Origin of the sequence: Streptomyces sp. NPDC007991, assembly GCF_042958445.1 — a bacterium.
In the GTDB taxonomy this organism is placed as follows: Bacteria; Actinomycetota; Actinomycetes; order Streptomycetales; family Streptomycetaceae; genus Streptomyces.
The window spans coordinates 549716-566246 of sequence record NZ_JBIBJD010000001.1; the positions used below are offsets into that span (position 1 = coordinate 549716).

16 protein-coding genes and 3 pseudogenes are annotated in these 16531 nt (G+C 71.8%); 14 read left to right on the forward strand and 5 right to left on the reverse strand.

The features are described 5' to 3' along the window. Positions 1-43: 43 nt before the first annotated feature. Both ACFZDA_RS02295 and ACFZDA_RS02300 read left to right on the forward strand, forming a co-directional pair. Positions 44-1204, forward strand: a pseudogene (locus ACFZDA_RS02295) (lectin); the annotation flags it as partial. A gap of 175 nt (positions 1205-1379) precedes the next feature. Next, a pseudogene (locus ACFZDA_RS02300) lies at positions 1380-1589 on the forward strand (RICIN domain-containing protein); the annotation flags it as partial. A 247-nt stretch (positions 1590-1836) separates the two neighbouring features. Here the strand turns inward: ACFZDA_RS02300 and ACFZDA_RS02305 are convergent. Then, positions 1837-2820, reverse strand: coding sequence for an EamA family transporter (locus ACFZDA_RS02305; RefSeq protein WP_391073560.1), 984 nt, complete (start codon positions 2818-2820; stop codon positions 1837-1839). 92 nt (positions 2821-2912) lie between these two features. Here ACFZDA_RS02305 and ACFZDA_RS02310 point away from each other — a divergent pair, with 92 nt between their 5' ends. Further along, entirely contained in the window at positions 2913-3818 is a 906-nt protein-coding gene (locus ACFZDA_RS02310; RefSeq protein ID WP_391073563.1) for a LysR substrate-binding domain-containing protein, read from the forward strand. Positions 3819-3822: 4 nt separating this feature from the next. Here the strand turns inward: ACFZDA_RS02310 and ACFZDA_RS02315 are convergent, their stop codons facing one another. Next, positions 3823-4686, reverse strand: a complete 864-nt coding sequence (locus ACFZDA_RS02315; protein ID WP_391073566.1) for a phosphotransferase — start codon at positions 4684-4686, stop codon at positions 3823-3825. 178 nt (positions 4687-4864) lie between these two features. Between ACFZDA_RS02315 and ACFZDA_RS02320 the strand changes: the two genes are divergently transcribed. From ACFZDA_RS02320 to mgt, 5 genes and pseudogenes are all read left to right on the forward strand, one after another. Beyond that, complete coding sequence (locus tag ACFZDA_RS02320; protein ID WP_391073569.1) at positions 4865-5818, forward strand: ABC transporter permease subunit; 954 nt, start codon at positions 4865-4867, stop codon at positions 5816-5818. After that, positions 5815-6648 carry an ABC transporter permease subunit gene (locus ACFZDA_RS02325; RefSeq protein WP_391073571.1) on the forward strand — a complete coding sequence of 278 codons (834 nt, stop codon included), beginning with the start codon at positions 5815-5817 and terminating at the stop codon, positions 6646-6648. The genes ACFZDA_RS02320 and ACFZDA_RS02325 overlap by 4 nt, the downstream gene beginning before the upstream one ends. Continuing rightward, positions 6648-7922 carry an extracellular solute-binding protein gene (locus ACFZDA_RS02330; protein WP_391073574.1) on the forward strand — a complete coding sequence of 425 codons (1275 nt, stop codon included), beginning with the start codon at positions 6648-6650 and terminating at the stop codon, positions 7920-7922. The genes ACFZDA_RS02325 and ACFZDA_RS02330 overlap by 1 nt, the downstream gene beginning before the upstream one ends. A gap of 264 nt (positions 7923-8186) precedes the next feature. Beyond that, entirely contained in the window at positions 8187-8966 is a 780-nt protein-coding gene (gene erm, locus ACFZDA_RS02335) for an ErmE/ErmH/ErmO/ErmR family 23S rRNA (adenine(2058)-N(6))-methyltransferase (RefSeq protein WP_391073577.1), read from the forward strand. Positions 8967-8977: 11 nt separating this feature from the next. Next, positions 8978-10217: pseudogene (mgt, locus tag ACFZDA_RS02340) on the forward strand (macrolide-inactivating glycosyltransferase). Positions 10218-10244: 27 nt separating this feature from the next. On the opposite strand, the gene ACFZDA_RS02345 reads toward mgt, so the two are convergent. Further along, on the reverse strand, positions 10245-10433 hold the full coding sequence (locus tag ACFZDA_RS02345) for a hypothetical protein (protein ID WP_391073580.1): 189 nt from the start codon (positions 10431-10433) through the stop codon (positions 10245-10247). Beyond that, positions 10409-10963 carry a hypothetical protein gene (locus tag ACFZDA_RS02350; protein WP_391073583.1) on the reverse strand — a complete coding sequence of 185 codons (555 nt, stop codon included), beginning with the start codon at positions 10961-10963 and terminating at the stop codon, positions 10409-10411. Before ACFZDA_RS02350 ends, ACFZDA_RS02345 begins: the two co-directional genes overlap by 25 nt. 128 nt (positions 10964-11091) lie before the next feature. Between ACFZDA_RS02350 and ACFZDA_RS02355 the strand changes: the two genes are divergently transcribed. After that, a complete protein-coding gene (locus ACFZDA_RS02355) occupies positions 11092-11412 on the forward strand; it encodes a hypothetical protein (RefSeq protein WP_391073586.1) in 321 nt (106 codons plus the stop codon). Positions 11413-11475: 63 nt separating this feature from the next. Here ACFZDA_RS02355 and ACFZDA_RS02360 read toward each other — a convergent pair whose 3' ends face one another. Continuing rightward, entirely contained in the window at positions 11476-13725 is a 2250-nt protein-coding gene (locus tag ACFZDA_RS02360) for an MMPL family transporter (RefSeq protein WP_391073589.1), read from the reverse strand. A gap of 327 nt (positions 13726-14052) precedes the next feature. Between ACFZDA_RS02360 and ACFZDA_RS02365 the strand changes: the two genes are divergently transcribed. The 5 genes from ACFZDA_RS02365 (at position 14053) to ACFZDA_RS02385 (ending at position 16531) form a co-directional block, all read left to right on the forward strand. Then, a complete protein-coding gene (locus tag ACFZDA_RS02365) occupies positions 14053-14601 on the forward strand; it encodes a DUF1697 domain-containing protein (protein WP_391073591.1) in 549 nt (182 codons plus the stop codon). Then, positions 14594-14992, forward strand: a complete 399-nt coding sequence (locus ACFZDA_RS02370; RefSeq protein WP_391073594.1) for a DUF4440 domain-containing protein — start codon at positions 14594-14596, stop codon at positions 14990-14992. The genes ACFZDA_RS02365 and ACFZDA_RS02370 overlap by 8 nt, the downstream gene beginning before the upstream one ends. A 4-nt stretch (positions 14993-14996) precedes the next feature. Continuing rightward, complete coding sequence (locus ACFZDA_RS02375; protein WP_391073597.1) at positions 14997-15293, forward strand: gas vesicle protein GvpO; 297 nt, start codon at positions 14997-14999, stop codon at positions 15291-15293. A gap of 135 nt (positions 15294-15428) precedes the next feature. Continuing rightward, entirely contained in the window at positions 15429-15815 is a 387-nt protein-coding gene (gvpJ, locus tag ACFZDA_RS02380; RefSeq protein WP_391073600.1) for a gas vesicle protein GvpJ, read from the forward strand. Then, complete coding sequence (locus tag ACFZDA_RS02385) at positions 15812-16531, forward strand: GvpL/GvpF family gas vesicle protein (protein ID WP_391073603.1); 720 nt, start codon at positions 15812-15814, stop codon at positions 16529-16531. Before gvpJ ends, ACFZDA_RS02385 begins: the two co-directional genes overlap by 4 nt.

The following is a 16531-nucleotide window of genomic DNA, read 5'->3' on the forward strand; positions in this document are numbered from 1 at the left end:
AGCCGCTGCACGCCCAGTTGGCCACGCTCGGCACTACACGACGCTGAGCTCCGCGCACACCGCCCTCCACACCGGGCTCTACGACCGCTCCCGCCTCGACCTGAACGTGTCCGACGCCGGCCGCAAGCTCTCCGTCAGCGAGCTGATAGCCCGCCAGAACGCGGACCGGAGCGTCATCGACCTCGCCCTGCTGGAGCGCCTCTACGACTCGGGCCGCTACCTCTTCATCAGCTCCAGCGGCATCCTGCCGCCCCGGCTCACCGGCATCTGGACGGGCTCCTGGAACGGCGCCTGGGCCGACGACTTCACCACCGACGCCAACGTCAACCTCCAGGTCGCGGGCGGCAACATCCTCGACACGACCGAGGCGATGGAGGGCTACTTCGACCTGATCCTGGGCCAGCTCGACGACTGGCGCACCAACGCGAAGAACCTCTACGGAGCCCGCGGCTTCCTGGCCCCGTCCCGCACCGACGGCGAGTACGGCCACATGCTCCACTTCAACAACAGCTCGTTCCCGGGACAGTGCTGGACCGGCGGTGCGGACTGGCTGCTCTATCCGATGCTGGAGTATTACGAGGTCACCGGCGACAGCGACTTCCACCGCACCAAGCTGGCTCCCGCCCTGATGGAACTGGCCCTGTTCTACGAGGACTTCCTCACCCGCACCGACTCGGGCGGCAAGGCGGTCTTCGTGCCGTCCTTCTCCATGGAGAACTCGCCCGGCAACACCGGCGTGTGTCTGTCGATCAACGCCACCGTCGACATCACGGCAGGCAAGCACGCCTTGCAGGCCGCCATCGACGCGGCCAACACCCTCGGCGTCGAACAGGGCAGCGGCCAGGGAGTCGCCCGCTGGACCGCACTGCTGCGCAAGATCCCCGACTACCGCGTCAACGGCGACGGCGCGCTCGCCGAATGGTCCTGGCCCAGCCTGACCGACCGCTACAACCACCGGCACATCCAGCACCTGTACGGCGCCTGGCCGCTGCACGAGATCAACCCCGAGGAGGAGCCCTCGCTCGTCCGCCCGGCGCTCAAGGCCCTGGAGAAGCGCGGCGACCAGAACATCTCCGCCCACGGCAGCCACCACCGCGCCCTGGCCGGCGCCCGGCTGAAGGACGGCGGCAAGGTCTACGACAACCTGAAGAAGATCATCGGCAACAACATGGTCTTCAGGTCGCTGATGACCTCCCACAACCCGAACCTCGACATCTACAACGCCGACGCCGCCCACGCCCTGCCCGGCGTACTCGCCGAGTCCCTGATCTACTCCCGCCCCGGCGTCCTGGAGATCCTGCCGGCCCTGCCCGACCAACTGTCGCCTCGCCGCCCGACACAGCGGCAAGGTCCTCGACAGCCCCGGCGGCTCCGCCCAGGGCGCCCAGCTCGTCCAGTGGCAGGACACGGGCGGCGACAGCCAGCGGTGGAAGCTCGTCGACGCGGGCGGCGCCTACCACCGGCTCGTCAACGTCGGCAACGGCTGGTGCGCGGACGTCGCAGACGGCTCCACGGCCGACAACGCCCGCGTCATCCAGTGGCCTGTCGGTACCGGCACCAACCAGCAGTGGCAGCTCGTCGCCCTGTGACGAAACGGTGCGGTGCGAACTCCCCGGGCGCAGGCCCGTCCCACGCTTGCGGTCCGGGCGCGGAGGGCGTCCTCGGCAGTGACTTGGCGCGCGGATCGGGTCGAGGTTGTCGTCATCGACGGTCCTCAGGGCGGCGACGCGGCCTCGGAGGCAGGATGCCCGCGCAACGCGCAGACGGCTTCGGTGGCGCCTTCGGGCTCGTGGTCGATGAGGCGGTAGTCGACGGAGGCGGAGTCGAGCAGGGAGATCAGGTGGTGGTCGGTGTCGTGCCGACGGGGGGCGTGCTGGGAGCGGTCGGGCGTGCGGAGTCCTTGCCGAGGGGGCGGGACGGGGGAGGCGGGGGCCCGGGGGTGCTTCGGTGCGCGCGTTCCACTGCCTGGCCCCAGTACGTACCGGCCACCATCAAGGCGGCCCCGAGGCCGGTGAGGGGCGTGAGGTGCTCACCGCCGAGGGCGGTGCCCACGGCGACGGCCCAGACCGGCTCGGTGCCCAGCAACAGGCTGGCCCGGCTGGCGGAGGTGCGCTGCACGGCCCAGGTCTGGGCCAGGAAGGCGAACACACTGCAGAACAGGGCGAGATAGACCAGCTGGGCCCAGGTCGCCGGGTCCGTGCGGACCAGCGTCGGCAGGCCGGGCGCGGCGACCGGCAGGAACAGGGCCGTGCCGACGAGTGTCTGCACCGTCGTCAGATGCAGCGGCCGGATCGCCCGCCCGGTGGTGAAGCGGCCGACCAGCGCGACATGCGCGGCCCGGATCAGCGCGGCGCCGAGCATCAGCAGGTCGCCGAGGCGTGGCGCGTGGAAGCCGTTGCCGGACATCAGCAGCCCGACGGCCAGGACGCACACACCGGTCGCGGCGAAGAAGGAGACGGGCAGCGCGCCACGGCGGCCGGCACGGTCGAGGAGCGGGGTGAGGACGATGGTCAGACTGATGATGAGCCCGGCGTTGGCGGCACTGGTGTGAGCGACGCCGTACGTCTCCACGACCAGGACCGCGGCCTGGGTCAGCCCCAGGGGTACCCCGGCCCGCAGCTCGTCACGCGTCCACCGGCGCGACCCGCGCCGCCGGGCGGCGACGACGCCGACGCAGGCGAGCGCGGAAAGGGCGTAGCGGGCGAACAGCACCAGCAGGACGGGGAGCGCGGCAGTGGCCGTCTGGGCGGACAGATAACTGGAACCCCAGACGAGCGCGACAAGGAGGAGTACCGCATCGGTACGTCGGACGTCGGACACGCGCCTACGGTGCACCGGAGACGTCTATGAAGCCCAGTACCAGTCCCTAAAACGATCATTTAGCAGACCTACATCCTCCCTACACTGAGGCGATGGACGAACGGCAGCTGCGGATCCTGCGAGAGCTCGGCGAACTGGGCAGCGTCACGGCGGTGGCCGAGGCGCTGCTGGTGACGCCGTCGGCGATCTCCCAGCAGCTACGGCTGCTTCAGCGCGCGATCCCGGTGCCGCTCACCGAGCGTCAGGGGCGACGGCTGGTGCTCACCGACGCCGGGCAGGCGCTGGCGGGCGCGGCCGTGGAGGTGGAGACGGCGCTGGCCCGCGCACGGCACACCGTCGAGGAGTTCGTGGGGGCGCCCGGCGGCGAGGTGTCGGTGGCGGCGTTCCACAGCGCGGGCGCCGCCTTCTTCCCGCCGCTGCTGCGCGCGCTGGCCGGTGCGGGCAAGCCGGTGCCGAGGCTGGCCGACGAGGACGTAGCGCAGCAGGACTTCCCCCGGCTCACCCGGGAGTACGACGTGGTCCTGGCTCACCGCCTGGACCACGCCCCGCCATGGCCGGACACGGTGGCCACGACGACGCTGCTGCGCGAGCCGCTGGACGTGGCCATGCCCGCCGGCCACCCCCTGGCCGCCAAGCGCCGCGTCACCCCGCGCGACGTGGCCGACGAGCCGTGGATCACCGTGCACGAGGGGTTCCCGGTCCTGGCGACGATCGAGGCCATCGCCGCCGCGGCGGGCCGAAGGCTCCGTCTCGCCCACCGCATCAACGAGTTCTCGGTGGTCGCCGAGGTCGTGGCCGCCGGGGGCGGTATCGCCCTGATGCCACGCTGGACCATGCGCCCGCATCCGGCGCTCGTGCTCCGGCCGCTCAGCGGAGCGCAGGCGCGACGCCACATCGACGCCCTGTACCGCCCGGAGCGCATGGCCCGCACAGCGGTCCGCACCGTCCTCACCGAACTACGCCGAGCCGCCCGAGGCATCCAGAGCAGAGAACCGTAGGCGCTCAGAACGGATACCACCGCACCGTCTCGTCCCCGTCCCGCAGCGAAGCCACCCGCCGCCGGAACTCCGCCAGCGCCTGCGGGTTGCTCGGCGCATGCTGCGCCACCCACGCGCAACTGGCCGTCTCCCGGGCGCCCCGCAACACCGAGCACCCCTCCCACTCCCGCACATCCCAGCCGTACGTCTCAGTGAAGGAGCCGTACGCCTCGTCCGGGAGCCCGTAGCGGTCGTGGGAGAGGGCCATCACCACCAAGTCGTGCTCGCGCAGGTCGGACGAGACCGTCTCCAGATCGACGAGAACCGGACCCTTGGGCCCCACATGCACATTGCGCGGCAGCGCGTCCCCATGGATCGGCCCCGGCGGCAGATGCGGCGTCAGCGCCGCCGCCTGTGCCGCGAACCCGTCCCGCCGCTCCCGCAGATACGCCGCGTCCGCCGGATCGATCGCGTCCCCGGCGAGCCGCAGCCAGCGCTCCACACCGCCCAGCAGATCGCGGGGCGGCAGATCGAAGGAAGGAGGGGGCGTGGCGTGCACGACCCGCAGCAGTTCGGCCAAATCCCGCGGCTCGGCGGCCCGTACGGCATCCGGCAGCCGGTGCCACACCGTCACCGGGTGCCCGTCGACCGCCAGGGGCTCGCGCTCGGCCGCCCGTACCGCCGGGACATCCGCCTCGGCGAGCCACAGCGCGATGTCCAGTTCGCGCCGCGCCCGGTCGAGGAGTCCGGCGTCGCGGCCCACCTTGACGACCAGGTCACCGGAGGCGAACACCGCGTTCTCGCCCAGCGCGAGCAGCCGTGCCTCGCCGGCCGCACCCGGCAGCACGCCCGCCCGCGCCAGTACGTCCCGAGCCCGTGCCTCGTCCATCGTCCGCCTCCGTCGTCACGTTCGCCGCCGTCGTCCCTGTCGTGCGCCGCCGGGTTCCGGCCATCCGCCGGTCAGTGTCGCATCGGCACAGGTCGGACGGCGTGCGCGGTGCCTTGACGAGGCAGAACGCCTTCACGACCATGACCTGGCCGCCCGAGCCGTCAAAGGGGCTGATGCCGTGACGTTGGTGACCGAGGCTTCGCCCCCTTCGCCGCCGGGGAGACCGGCCGGACGCCCGCCCGGCGCGGGCCGGCCCCGGCGGGCCGTCGACCACGGCGCCTGGTTCCTCGTGCTGCCCGCCCTGCTCCCCATCCTCGTCCTCAGCGTCGGGCCGCTGCTGTACGGGATCCTGCTGGCCTTCACCGACGCCCAGTCGGGCCGCACCGAGCCCACCCGGTGGACCGGCGTCCTCAACTTCCGGGACCTGCTGCACGACACGCTGTTCTGGGAGTCGTTCCGGATCGGGCTGGTGTGGGCGGCCGGGGTGACCGTGCCGCAGTTCCTGCTCGCGCTGGGCCTCGCCCTGCTGCTCGACCAGGACCTGCGGCTGCGCCGGCTGGCCCGTGCCCTGGCGATCATTCCCTGGGCCATGCCCGAGGTCGTCGTCGGCATCATGTGGCGGCTCGTCTACAACCCGGACGCCGGCGTCCTCAACGAGACCCTGCGCGACCTCGGCCTGGGCGGCGGCCGGGACTGGCTGAGCGGCTTGGCCACCGCACTGCCCGCCGTGATCGTCGTCGGGGTCTGGGCGGGCATGCCGCAGACGACGGTGGCGCTGCTCGCCGGGCTGCAGAACACCCCGCGCGAACTCCACGAGGCCGCGGCGGTCGACGGAGCGGGCGCCTGGCGCCGCTTCCGCACGGTCACCTGGCCCGCCCTGAGGCCCATCGCGCTGGCCATCACCGCGCTCAACCTGATCTGGAACTTCAACTCCTTCGCCCTGGTCTACGTCCTCACCAGCGGCGGCCCGGGGGGCCGGACCCGCCTGCCCATGCTCTTCGCGTACGAAGAGGCCTTCCGCTACGGACAGTTCGGCTACGCGGCGGCGATGGGCTGCGTGATGGTGGCCCTGATCTCGATCGCCCTGGCCGTCTTCCTCGCCGGCCGCCTCAGGCAAGGTGACGACACATGAGGACCAGCACCCCGGCCCGCGTCGGCCAGTACACCGCGCTGCTCGCCTATCTGGTCTTTCTCGCCTTCCCGTTCCTCTGGCTGGTCTCCACCGCGTTCAAACCGCCGCGCGAGCTGGGCAGCCTGCACCCGACGTGGATCCCCGGCGACCCGACCCTCGCCAACTTCCGGCAGGCCTTCGACGAACAGCCGCTGCTGCACGCCGCCCTCAACTCCCTGCTCGCCGCACTCGCGGCGGCCGTCGTCGCCGTGCTGATCGCGACACCGATGGCCTACGTCGTCGCCCGGCGCCGCACCCGGCTCGCGAAGGCCGTGACGGGCTGGGTGGTGGTCAGCCAGGCGTTCCCGTTCGTGCTGCTGATCATCCCGCTGTTCCTCGTGCTGAAGAACCTGAGAATGATCGACTCCGTGCCGGGGCTGGTGCTGGTGTACGTGGTGTGGGCGCTGCCCTTCGCGCTGTGGATGCTCGCCGGGTACGTACGGGCCGTGCCGCCCGAGCTGGAGGAGGCCGCGGCGGTCGACGGGGCGGGCCGGGTGCGGACGCTGGTGTCGGTGACGGGGCCGCTGCTCGCTCCGGGCGTCGTGGCGACCGCGCTGTTCGCGTTCATCACCGCGTGGAACGAGTTCTTCTTCGCGCTCGTGCTGCTCAAGACACCGGAGAAACAGACCCTCCCGGTGGTGCTCGCCCATTTCATCGGTGCCGAGGGCGTCGCCGACCTGGGCCCGCTCGCCGCCGCCGCGTTCCTCGCCACGCTGCCCTCACTCGTCGTCTTCGCGATCATCCAGCGGCGCATCACGGGCGGCCTGCTCACCGGGGCGGTGAAGAGCTGATGCGCGCACGCCTGCTGTCCCTGGTCCTCCTGCTGCTCCTCGCCGGCTGCTCCTCGGGCGGCACCCGCGACGACGGCCGGATCATCCTGCGCTTCCAGTCCCTGGCCTGGCAGGAGGAATCGGTCGAGGCCAACAAGGAACTGGTGAAGGAGTGGAACGCCACCCACCCGGGCGTGCGGGTCGAGTACGTCCAGGGCAACTGGGACAGCGTCCACGACCAGCTCCTGACGGCCTTCGAGGGCGGTGAGGCACCCGACATCATCCACGACGCCTCCGACGACCTCGCCGACTTCGCCTACGGCGGCTACCTCGCCGACCTCACCGATCTGCTGCCCGCCCGGCTGAAGTCGGACATCCCGCGGCGCAGTTGGGAGACCACCACCTTCGGCGACGGCGTCTACGGTGTGCCGTTCCTCCAGGAGCCGCGTGTGCTGATCGCCAACGCGACGTGGCTCAAGCGCTCCGGAGTGCGGATCCCGACCCCCCGGAAGCCGTGGAGCTGGCCCGAGTTCCGCCGCATCACCGGACAGCTCAGCGGCCGGGGGAAGTACGGCGTCGCCTGGCCCCTGAAAGAACCGGTCTCCGCCACGCTCAACCTCTCCCTGTCGACGGGCGGACAGCTCTTCCACCGGGGGGCCGACGGCAAGGTGACGGTCCGGTTCGAGGCGGCCGACCAGGTGGTGCCGCGCACCATCCACGCCCAGGCCGGCGCCGACCGCAGTGCCTCGCCCACGACCCTGGGCAGCGGCGGCTCCGACACCCTGCCGGGCTTCTTCGGCGGCAGATACGCGATGGTCCCGCTCGGCTTCTCCTACCGCCAGCAGATCGCGCAGCAGGCCCCGAAGGGCTTCGCCTGGCAGGTGCTGCCCGCCCCGGCCGGCGCTGCGGGACTCACCCAGGGCGTCAGCCCGCAGACGCTGTCGGTCGCCCAGGACTGCCCGCACAAGAAGGAGGCCGCCGCCTTCATCGACTTCATGCTGAGACCGCGGAACATGGTCCGCCTCGCCCTCGGCGACTGGATGCTGCCGACCGGCGGCCGGGCGCTGAACCACCCGGCCCTGCGCACACCCGAGCACGGCTGGGCGACCGGCACCGCGCTCGCCGCCCATCTGCGCCCGGCGCCCGCACAGACCGTACGGGGCTACCCCGAATGGAAGGACAAGGTGGCGACCCCGGCCCTCCAGGAGTACTACAGCGGCGCCATCGGCATCCGTGAGCTGCGCACACGCCTGGAGGAGGACGGCAACCTGGTGCTGGCGCGCTACCAGCGCTGAACCCCGGCGAAATCCCGTTGCGCGTCGTCTTCGGCAGCGCCTAGCGTGCTGCCCGTGGGTATCAACGCGATCTACATCTCCGGTCACGGCCGGGGCTGCGCGCACGCCGCACGGGTGCGCAGCGGCCCCGGAGCCCTGACCGGCCCGGGGAGTCACGCCCGCTGAGCCTCTGAGCCCGGCGTCTCACCTCTCCTCTCCCTCTGTCTTCCGGTCGGGGCCTTCGGCTGCCCCCACACCCCTCACGGAAGACAAGGACCGCAGGCCATGGCCCGCCCCACCGCTACTTCCCGCGCGCTCTCCCAGAACTTCCTCGCCGACCGCGCCACCGCCGAACGCTTCGCCCGGCTCGCCGCCCCGGGGGCCCGGCCGGTCCCTCTGCTGCTCGAAGTCGGCGCGGGCAAGGGCGCGTTGACCGCCGCGCTGGCGCGACGCTGCCGGGAGCTGCACGCGTACGAGATCGACCCGCGGCTCGTGCCCGTCCTGCGGGGCCGCTTCTCCGGCACCCCGCAGGTGCGGGTCGTCGGCGCGGACTTCCTGGCCGCACAGCCGCCGCGCACGCCTTTCTCGGTCGCCGGGAACGTGCCGTTCTCCCGTACCGCGGCCGTTGTCGACTGGTGCCTGCACGCCCCCGCCCTCACCGACGCCACGCTGCTCACCCAGCTCGAGTACGCCCGTAAACGCACCGGCGACTACGGCAGCTGGACGCTGCTGACGGTCCGGACCTGGCCCCGCTACGAGTGGCGGCTGCTGGGCCGCGTGGGCAGGCGCAGCTTCCGGCCCGTGCCCCGCGTGGACGCCGGGGTGCTGCGCCTGGAGCGGCGCGACACCCCGCTGCTCGACGCCGCGGCGTACCGGAGCTGGCGCCAGCTGGTCGAGTTGGGCTTCTCCGGGGCCGGCGGTTCACTGCACGCGTCGCTGCGGCGGGCCTGGCCGCGGCGGCGGGTGGACGCCGCGTTCCGGGCGGTGCGCCTGGACCCGGGCGTGCTGGTGGGCGAGGTGACGCCGGAGAGGTGGCTTCGGCTGCACGAGGGGCTGACCCGCTGAACCCTTATTGATTGCACGAGACGTCTCGTCTCGTATACGGTCGGGCGCATGACCAGTCGCGCGCACATCGCCATGTTCTCCATCGCCGCCCACGGCCATGTGAACCCGAGTCTGGAGGTGATCCGCGAACTCGTGGCGCGCGGCCACCGCGTGACGTACGCGATCCCGCCGGTCCTCGCGGAGAAGGTCGCGGACACCGGTGCCGAGGTGAAGCCGTGGCACTCGACGCTGCCCTCGCCCGACGACGACCCGGAAGCCTGGGGGAGCACGCTGCTGGACAACGTGGAGCCGTTCCTCGACGACGCGATCCAGGCCCTCCCGCAGCTGATCGAGGCGTACGAGGGCGACGAACCGGACCTCGTCCTGCACGACATCGCCTCCTACCCGGCCCGCGTCCTGGCCCACCGCTGGGGCGTGCCCGCGATCTCCCTGTCGCCGGCCATGGTCGCCTGGGAGGGGTTCGAGAAGGAGGTCGCCGAGCCCCTGTGGGAGGAGCCGAAGAAGACCGAGCGCGGCCGTGCCTACTACGCCCGCTTCCACGCCTGGCTGGAGGAGAACGGGATCACTCAGCACCCCGACGACTTCGGGGGCCGTCCCGACCGCTCGATCGTCCTGATCCCCAGGGCGCTCCAGCCGAACGCGGACCGCGTCGACGGACGCGTGTACTCCTTCGTCGGGGCCTGTCAGGGCGACCGCACCGCCGAGGGCGGCTGGCAGCGGCCGGCCGGTGCCGAGAAGGTCGCGCTCGTGTCGCTCGGGTCCGCCTTCACCAAGCAGCCCGGCTTCTACCGGGAGTGCGTCAAGGCATTCGGCGACCTGCCCGGCTGGCACCTGGTGCTCTCGGTCGGCAAGCACATCGACCCGGCCGAGTTCGCGGACGTTCCGGCCAACGTCGACGTGCGCACCTGGGTACCGCAGTTGGCGATCCTGAAGCAGGCCGACCTGTTCGTCACGCACGCGGGCGCCGGCGGCAGCCAGGAGGGCCTGGCCACCGCCACGCCGATGATCGCCGTACCGCAGGCCGCGGACCAGTTCGGCAACGCGGAGGTACTCCAGGGCCTCGGTGTCGCGCGCCGCCTTCTCACCCAGGAGGCGACCGGCGAGGCGCTGCGCGAGGCGGCTCTGGCCCTCGTCGACGACCCGGAGGTCGCCCGCCGGCTGAGGGAGATCCAGGCGGAGACGGCCCGGGAGGGCGGCACGCGGCGCGCGGCCGACCTCATCGAGGCCGAACTCCTCGCGCGCCGGCGGTAGTCGCGGCGGCCGTCGCCCGCCGGTCCGTCACACGGTGACGGCCTGGCGGGTGAGGGTCATGCGGGCGTGCTCGAGGGCGGCGTCCATGCGCGCCGCCTGCCCCTTGGTGAACATGAACATCGCGGCGTCGTCCGCCACGAAGTCGCTGCCGCTGCAGCCCTCGTCGTCGTCGCCCCAGATGTGCCGCAGGTTCAGCCAGTGCCCGATCTCGTGCACGGCGGTGCGGCCGCCGTCGAAGGGCGCGGTGGCGGTGCCGGTGGTCCCGAAGCCGGTGTGCCGCTGAGGCTGAACTTGACCAGGTCGTCCGTGTCCCAGTCGGGAGTCGACGTCGAGGTCCGCGTGATGCCGTCCGTGGGGCGGCCCAGCGGGTCGGTCCGGGCGAGGTGGAACTGGACGCGCGCGTCGGCCACGAGGTCCTGCCAGACCGCGGGGACCTTGTCGATGTCCGGGTTGGCCGCGCGGAAGTCCTGGTTGAGCACCTCGATCTGACTGTGGATCTGGGCGTCGCCGATGTTCTGCTCGGTGGTGCTGTGCACGACGTGCACGACGACGGGGATGTCGACGAGGCTCTGCCGCGCGGTGCTCGCCTCCAGCTGCTCGTAGGCGAACGCGGCGTTCTCGATCTGGGCCCGGTTCTCGGCGTACTCGGGGTTCTGGCTGAGGAGTCTGCGGTGCACCTCCATGGCGCCGCACCAGCGGCTGTAGTCGGCGGAGGTGACGCGATGGTATGACTGCGCATCGGACATGTCTGTCCCTCGGGGAAGCGGAGGGTGCCGCGCACGCGGCTGCGGAAGTGCGCGTGTGACACGCGCTGCGGAGGCGGGCGACGCCGAGCGGAGCGGCGGACTATCCGGGCGAATGGGGTGGCCGGGTCATGCATGAGCCCCCATCGGGCCTGTTCCGCTCGTGGCTCCACTCCTACGAGGAGGACCACGAGGACGTGCGGGTGTACCGGCCGGACGACCACCCTTTCCCGCCGGCCCGCGGGCGCCGCGGCATGGAGTTCGCGCCCGACGGCACCTTCACCGACCATCCGCTGGGACGCGGTGACGCTCCCGGCGCCGTGCCCGGGCGCTGGCGGCTCGTGTCGGACCGTCACCTCGCGCTCACCTTCGGGGGTGACCGCCCGGACCGGGAGCTGGAGATCGTGCGCTGCGACGAGGACGTGCTGCACGTGCGGCGGCTCACCGGCTGACAGGGCCCGTCGGTTCCCCCGGAACCGACGGGCCCTGCACGCTGCGGCGGGGGAGCGGGGGGATCAGGCCCTGACGGGCTCGCCCTCGTCGTCCCGCGCCGCCGGTCCCGCGACCGCCTGCGGTGTCTCGTCGTGCGTGAGGTCGGGCAGCCGGTGCAGCCAGGTGGGCAGGTACCAGTTGCGCTCCCCGAGCAGCGCCATCACCGCAGGCAGCAGCACGCCCCGGATGATCGTCGCGTCGATGAGCACGGCGGCCGCGAGGCCGACGCCCATCTGCTTCATGGACTGCATGGACAGCGTCCCGAAGATCGCGAACACGGCGACCATGATGACCGCGGCACTGGTGACGACCCCGGCCGTGGTGACCACGCCGTGCCGGATCGCGTCCTTCGTCGCCAGACCCCGCATCCGCGCCTCGCGGATCCGGGAGACCACGAACACGTGGTAGTCCATCGACAGGCCGAACAGGATCACGAAGAGGAACAGCGGCAACCAGGTGATGATCGCGCCGACGCCCTCCGCCCCCACCAGCGAGGCGCCCCAGCCGTGCTGGAAGACCGCGACGAGGACGCCGTAGGCCGCGCTCACCGACAGCAGGTTCAGCACGATCGACGTGATCGCGACGGTCAGCGAGCGGAACGACAGGAGCATCAGCGCGAAGGCGAAGACCACGACGAACGCGAAGACCGGGACGACGGCTCCCGCCAACTGGTCGTTGAAGTCCTTCGAACCCGCGACCTGCCCGGTGATCGGGGCCTCGACGCCGTCGACCTTGCCGAGCGTGGCGGGCCGCACGTCGTCGCGCAGCGTGTCCAGGCTCGCGCCCGCCTTGTCGAGGTCGGAGCCGCCGACCAGCGGGACGGACACGAAGGCGAGGTTCTGCGCGTCGTGCAGCTCGATCTCCACCGGGCCGCGCGAGGCCCCCGAACTGACCGCCCGCTCACGGAAGTCGGCCAGCGCCGAGCGCACCTCGGGCGCGTTGATGTCGTCCGCCTTGACGATCACCCGGGCGGGATCCGAGCCGCCCGGGAAGGCCTCGTTGAGCCGGTTGTACGTCTGCACGATCGGCAGCGAGTCACCGAACTCCTGGTCCAGCGTGAAGTTCTGCGTCTTCATACCGACCGCGGGAGCCGCGACGGCGAGCAGCGCTCCGGTCGCCACCACCACGGACACGACCGGCTTGGCGAGCACCCGCCGCAGGACGGCCGTCCAGAACCGGCTCTCCCCGTTGCCGCCCTGCCTGCGCCGGCTCAGGAAGGGGACCCGGCCCTTCTCCACCCGCTCGCCCAGCAGCGAGAGCAGCGCGGGCAGCACGGTCACGGACCCCACCATGGCCACGGCCACCACGATCAGCGAGGCCAGACCCATCGCCTCGAACTCGGCGAGCCCGGTGAACAGCATGCCCGCCATCGCCACGCACACCGTCACACCGGAGACCACGATCGCGCGGCCACTGGTCGCGGCGGCGATCCGCAACGCCGTCTGCGCGTCCCGTCCCGCGGCGCGCTCCTCCCGCTCACGGCGCAGGTAGAACAGGCAGTAGTCCACACCGACGGCCAGACCGACGAGCAGCATCACGGAGTTCGCGGCGTCCGTCATCGGCACCGCGTGGCTGATCACCCCCATCAGGCCCATCGTCGCCATGATCGCGGTGAGCGCCAGCGCCACCGGCAGCAGCGCCGCCACCAGCGCGCCGAAGGCGATGAGCAGAATGCCGAGGGCCACCGGCACCGCGGAGTACTCGGCCTTCTTGAAGTCGTCCCCGAACGCGTCGTCGAACGTCTTCATCATGCTGGCGCCGCCGATCTCCTCGATCCGCAGCGACGCGTGGTCCTGCTGGACGTCCGCCACGGCCCCCAGCACCGGCTCGACCCGCTCACCGGCGGTGTCCGGCTCGCCGCGCATGTCGAACTGCACGAGCGCGCTGCGCCCGTCCTTCGAGATCGTCTTCGTGGTGTACGGCGAGGTCACGTGGGTGACGCGGCCGGTCCCCTCGACGGCCCGGACCACGGCCGTGACGGCGTCCCGGAACTCGGCGTCCGTGGCCTTCAGACCGGAGCCCTTGGCCTGGATCAGCACGGTCTCGCCGGCCGGTTCGTCGATGCCGGCGTCCTCGATGATCTTCGCGGCGGTGTGCGTCTCCCCCCGCAGCTGGTCGCTGTCCTTGACGTCGACCCGGCCGGCCGCCGAACCGAGCCCCATCGCCAGGACGACGAACAGCACCCAGATCCCGACGGCAGCCCATCGGTGCCGGGCACTCCAGCCGCCGGCCCGGGCGGCCAGGCCCCGCACCCGTGCTTCTCCGTTCCCCATGACGGGCTTGCCCCCTCGTGATGCGGGGCCGGCCCCCTGCCGCCCCCTTGCGTTTCGAAGGTATGAGCCGGATAAACCCGGCACCTCGTGCTGCCCGGTGAAGTAGACGGGCCGGACCTCATCCCCATGGCGCGTGCTCCCTCCCCACTGGGGAGGACCGGAACGGACCGCGGTCCCCTACACCTATCGGTCTCCTCGGGTGTGTGGATCCTGAGCAGAAGGTTGTGCCCCGCGATGACCGGTGAGTAATTTACGGGGCTCGGGCAGCCGCCCACCGGCCGTCGTGCCCACCCCCACGGGGCACGACGGCCGCCTTAGGGTGAGCGGATGACGACGACGTACGCGGCACTGTTGCGCGGAATCAACGTGGGTGGCAGCAAAAAGGTCCCGATGGCGGACCTGCGCACCCTCCTGGCCGGCCTCGGCTACGAGGACGTGACGACGTACCTCCAGAGCGGCCAGGCCGTGTTCTCCTCCGGCCACGGCGACGAGGAGTCGCTGGCCACCGAGATCAGGCAGGCCATCCAGGAGCACTTCGGGTTCGGCGTCGACGTGATCGTGCGCGACCACGCCTATCTGAAGGCGATCGCCGACGCCTGCCCGTTCCCGGCCACCGACCTGGAGCCCAAACAGCTCCACGTCACGTACTTCTCCGCCCCCGTGACCCCCGAGCGCTTCGCGGAGATCGACCAGGCCGCCTACCTCCCCGAGGAGTTCCGCCTCGGGGACCGCGCCCTGTACCTGTACGCCCCGAACGGCCTGGGCCGCTCCAAGCTGGCCGAACACCTGTCGAAGCCGCGCATCAACAAGGGGGTCGTCGCCACGACCCGCAACTGGAACACCGTCGTCAAGCTGGTGGAGATGACCGGTGCCTGAACGCGACCCGGCCGTCGCTGCCGCCATCGACGGCGAACTGACACTGCTCGACCCGGACGTGCGCCGCTCGCCCGAGCGGATCGCGGCGCTGCTGCACCCCGAGTTCCACGAGTTCGGCGCCTCCGGGCGGCATTGGAGCCGGGAAGCCGTCATCGCCGCCCTGGTCGAGGCCACCGACCTCGAGTCGCCGCCTGTCGTCCCCTCCCGGGTGCACGGCGTACGGCTGGCCGCCGACCTCGTCCACCTCACCTTCGACACCGAGTGCGACGGCAGCCGAGCACACCGCAGTTCGCTGTGGCGGCGGACCGAGGACGGGTGGCTGCTCTACTTCCACCAGGCGACACCGTTTGGCCGAATCACCCCCGCAGGGACCGGGGCCTTGACACGGTAGGAGCATGACGAGCACCGATGACCAGGCGACTCCATCCGGCCGTACGACGGCCGTCCAGGCCATGCGCGGCGCGGCGGCCCAGCTTGCCGAACTGCTCGGCACGACCCCCGACTCCGTCACCGCCGTCCGCCCGACGCCCGACGGCTGGACCGCCGACGTGGAGGTCGTGGAGCTGGAGCGAGTCCCCGACACCATGACCATCATGGCGACCTACCGGGTCACCCTCGACCCGGAGGGCCTGCTCCTGGGCTACGAGCGGATCCGCCGGTACGCCCGCGGCCAGCTCGACCGAGGCCGCTGACGCCGGTCCTGATCGCCTCGACTCGCCTTTCGCGGGACCCGATTTCGCTGCGGGCGTGAACACGCCCGCCGTCACCCCCGTACCTACGGGCGGCACGAGAACGAGTCTCGCGAGAGGAATCGCACCGTGACCGTCATGACGCAGACCGGTGGGACGCAACCCGCCGCCACTTCCAGCGGGTCGGGCACAGGCGGCCTCTTCGACATCCTCGAACTGATCCTGGACCGCGGGCTCGTGATCGACGTGTTCGTCCGGGTCTCCCTGGTCGGCATCGAGATCCTCAAGATCGACGTACGCATCGTCATCGCGAGCGTCGACACCTATCTCCGGTTCGCCGAGGCCTGCAACCGCCTCGACCTGGAGTCCGGCCGCAAGGCCCCCGACAAGCTCACCGACATCGTCGGCAACCTCGTCGAGAGCGGCGCCCGGGGCAAGACCGGCGGCGCGATCGGCGGCGCCATCGACGCGATCGGCGACCTCTTCGACGGCGACGACAAGGACCGCCGGGAGGACGAGCGGTGAGCGGCGTCTACGTCTACGCCGTCACCCGCTCCGACCACCCCCTGCGGCTCGACGGCCTGCGCACCGTCGGCGGGACCGACGACCCCCCGCGCGTGGTCGTCCACGGCCCGCTCGCCGCCGTGGTCAGCGCCGCACCGCCCGGTCTGCGGCCCAAACGGCGCGACCTCGCCGCCCACCAGGAACTCCAGGAACGGCTCATGGCCGACGGCTCGGTCCTGCCCATGCGGTTCGGCCTGCTCGCCCCCGACGACACCGCCGTCCGGACGGCCCTGGAGGAGCAGGGCCAGGACTACGCGCGAAGGCTCGGCGAACTGCACGGCACCGCCGAGTTCAACCTCAAGGCCGCCCGCGACCAGGACGACCTGCTGCGCGAGGTGCTCGACGGGTCGGAGGAGGCCCGCCGGCTCAACCGGTGCACCCGCGACGGCACCGGCAGCTACGAGGACCGCCTCGCCCTCGGCGAACTGGTCGCCCGGCAGGTCGACGCCCGGCAGCGGCGGCAGGCCGAGGAGATCGTCGGACGGCTGTCCGCACTCGCCAGGGCCAGCGTCGTGGCGGACCCGGCCAAGGACGACTTCCTCAACGTGTCGTTCCTCGTCGAACGCGCCCGCGCCGAGGAGTTCACCACGGCCGGCCGCCGCCTGGCCCAGGACTACGGCGCCGCCTACGACTTCAGGCTGCGCGGCCCGCTGCCCCCGTACAGCTTCGCCGCCTGA

Bases quoted from the DNA above. Each gene is read 5' to 3' on its own strand.
- ACFZDA_RS02310 (WP_391073563.1), top strand. From the start codon at position 2,913: ATGGACGAACGGCAGCTGCGGATCCTGCGAGAGCTCGGCGAACTGGGC.
- ACFZDA_RS02315 (WP_391073566.1), bottom strand. From the start codon at position 4,686: ATGGACGAGGCACGGGCTCGGGACGTACTGGCGCGGGCGGGCGTGCTG.
- ACFZDA_RS02325 (WP_391073571.1), top strand. From the start codon at position 5,815: ATGAGGACCAGCACCCCGGCCCGCGTCGGCCAGTACACCGCGCTGCTC.
- ACFZDA_RS02330 (WP_391073574.1), top strand. From the start codon at position 6,648: ATGCGCGCACGCCTGCTGTCCCTGGTCCTCCTGCTGCTCCTCGCCGGC.
- erm (WP_391073577.1), top strand. From the start codon at position 8,187: ATGGCCCGCCCCACCGCTACTTCCCGCGCGCTCTCCCAGAACTTCCTC.
- ACFZDA_RS02350 (WP_391073583.1), bottom strand. From the start codon at position 10,963: ATGTCCGATGCGCAGTCATACCATCGCGTCACCTCCGCCGACTACAGC.
- ACFZDA_RS02355 (WP_391073586.1), top strand. From the start codon at position 11,092: ATGCATGAGCCCCCATCGGGCCTGTTCCGCTCGTGGCTCCACTCCTAC.
- ACFZDA_RS02360 (WP_391073589.1), bottom strand. From the start codon at position 13,725: ATGGGGAACGGAGAAGCACGGGTGCGGGGCCTGGCCGCCCGGGCCGGC.
- ACFZDA_RS02365 (WP_391073591.1), top strand. From the start codon at position 14,053: ATGACGACGACGTACGCGGCACTGTTGCGCGGAATCAACGTGGGTGGC.
- ACFZDA_RS02375 (WP_391073597.1), top strand. From the start codon at position 14,997: ATGACGAGCACCGATGACCAGGCGACTCCATCCGGCCGTACGACGGCC.
- gvpJ (WP_391073600.1), top strand. From the start codon at position 15,429: ATGACGCAGACCGGTGGGACGCAACCCGCCGCCACTTCCAGCGGGTCG.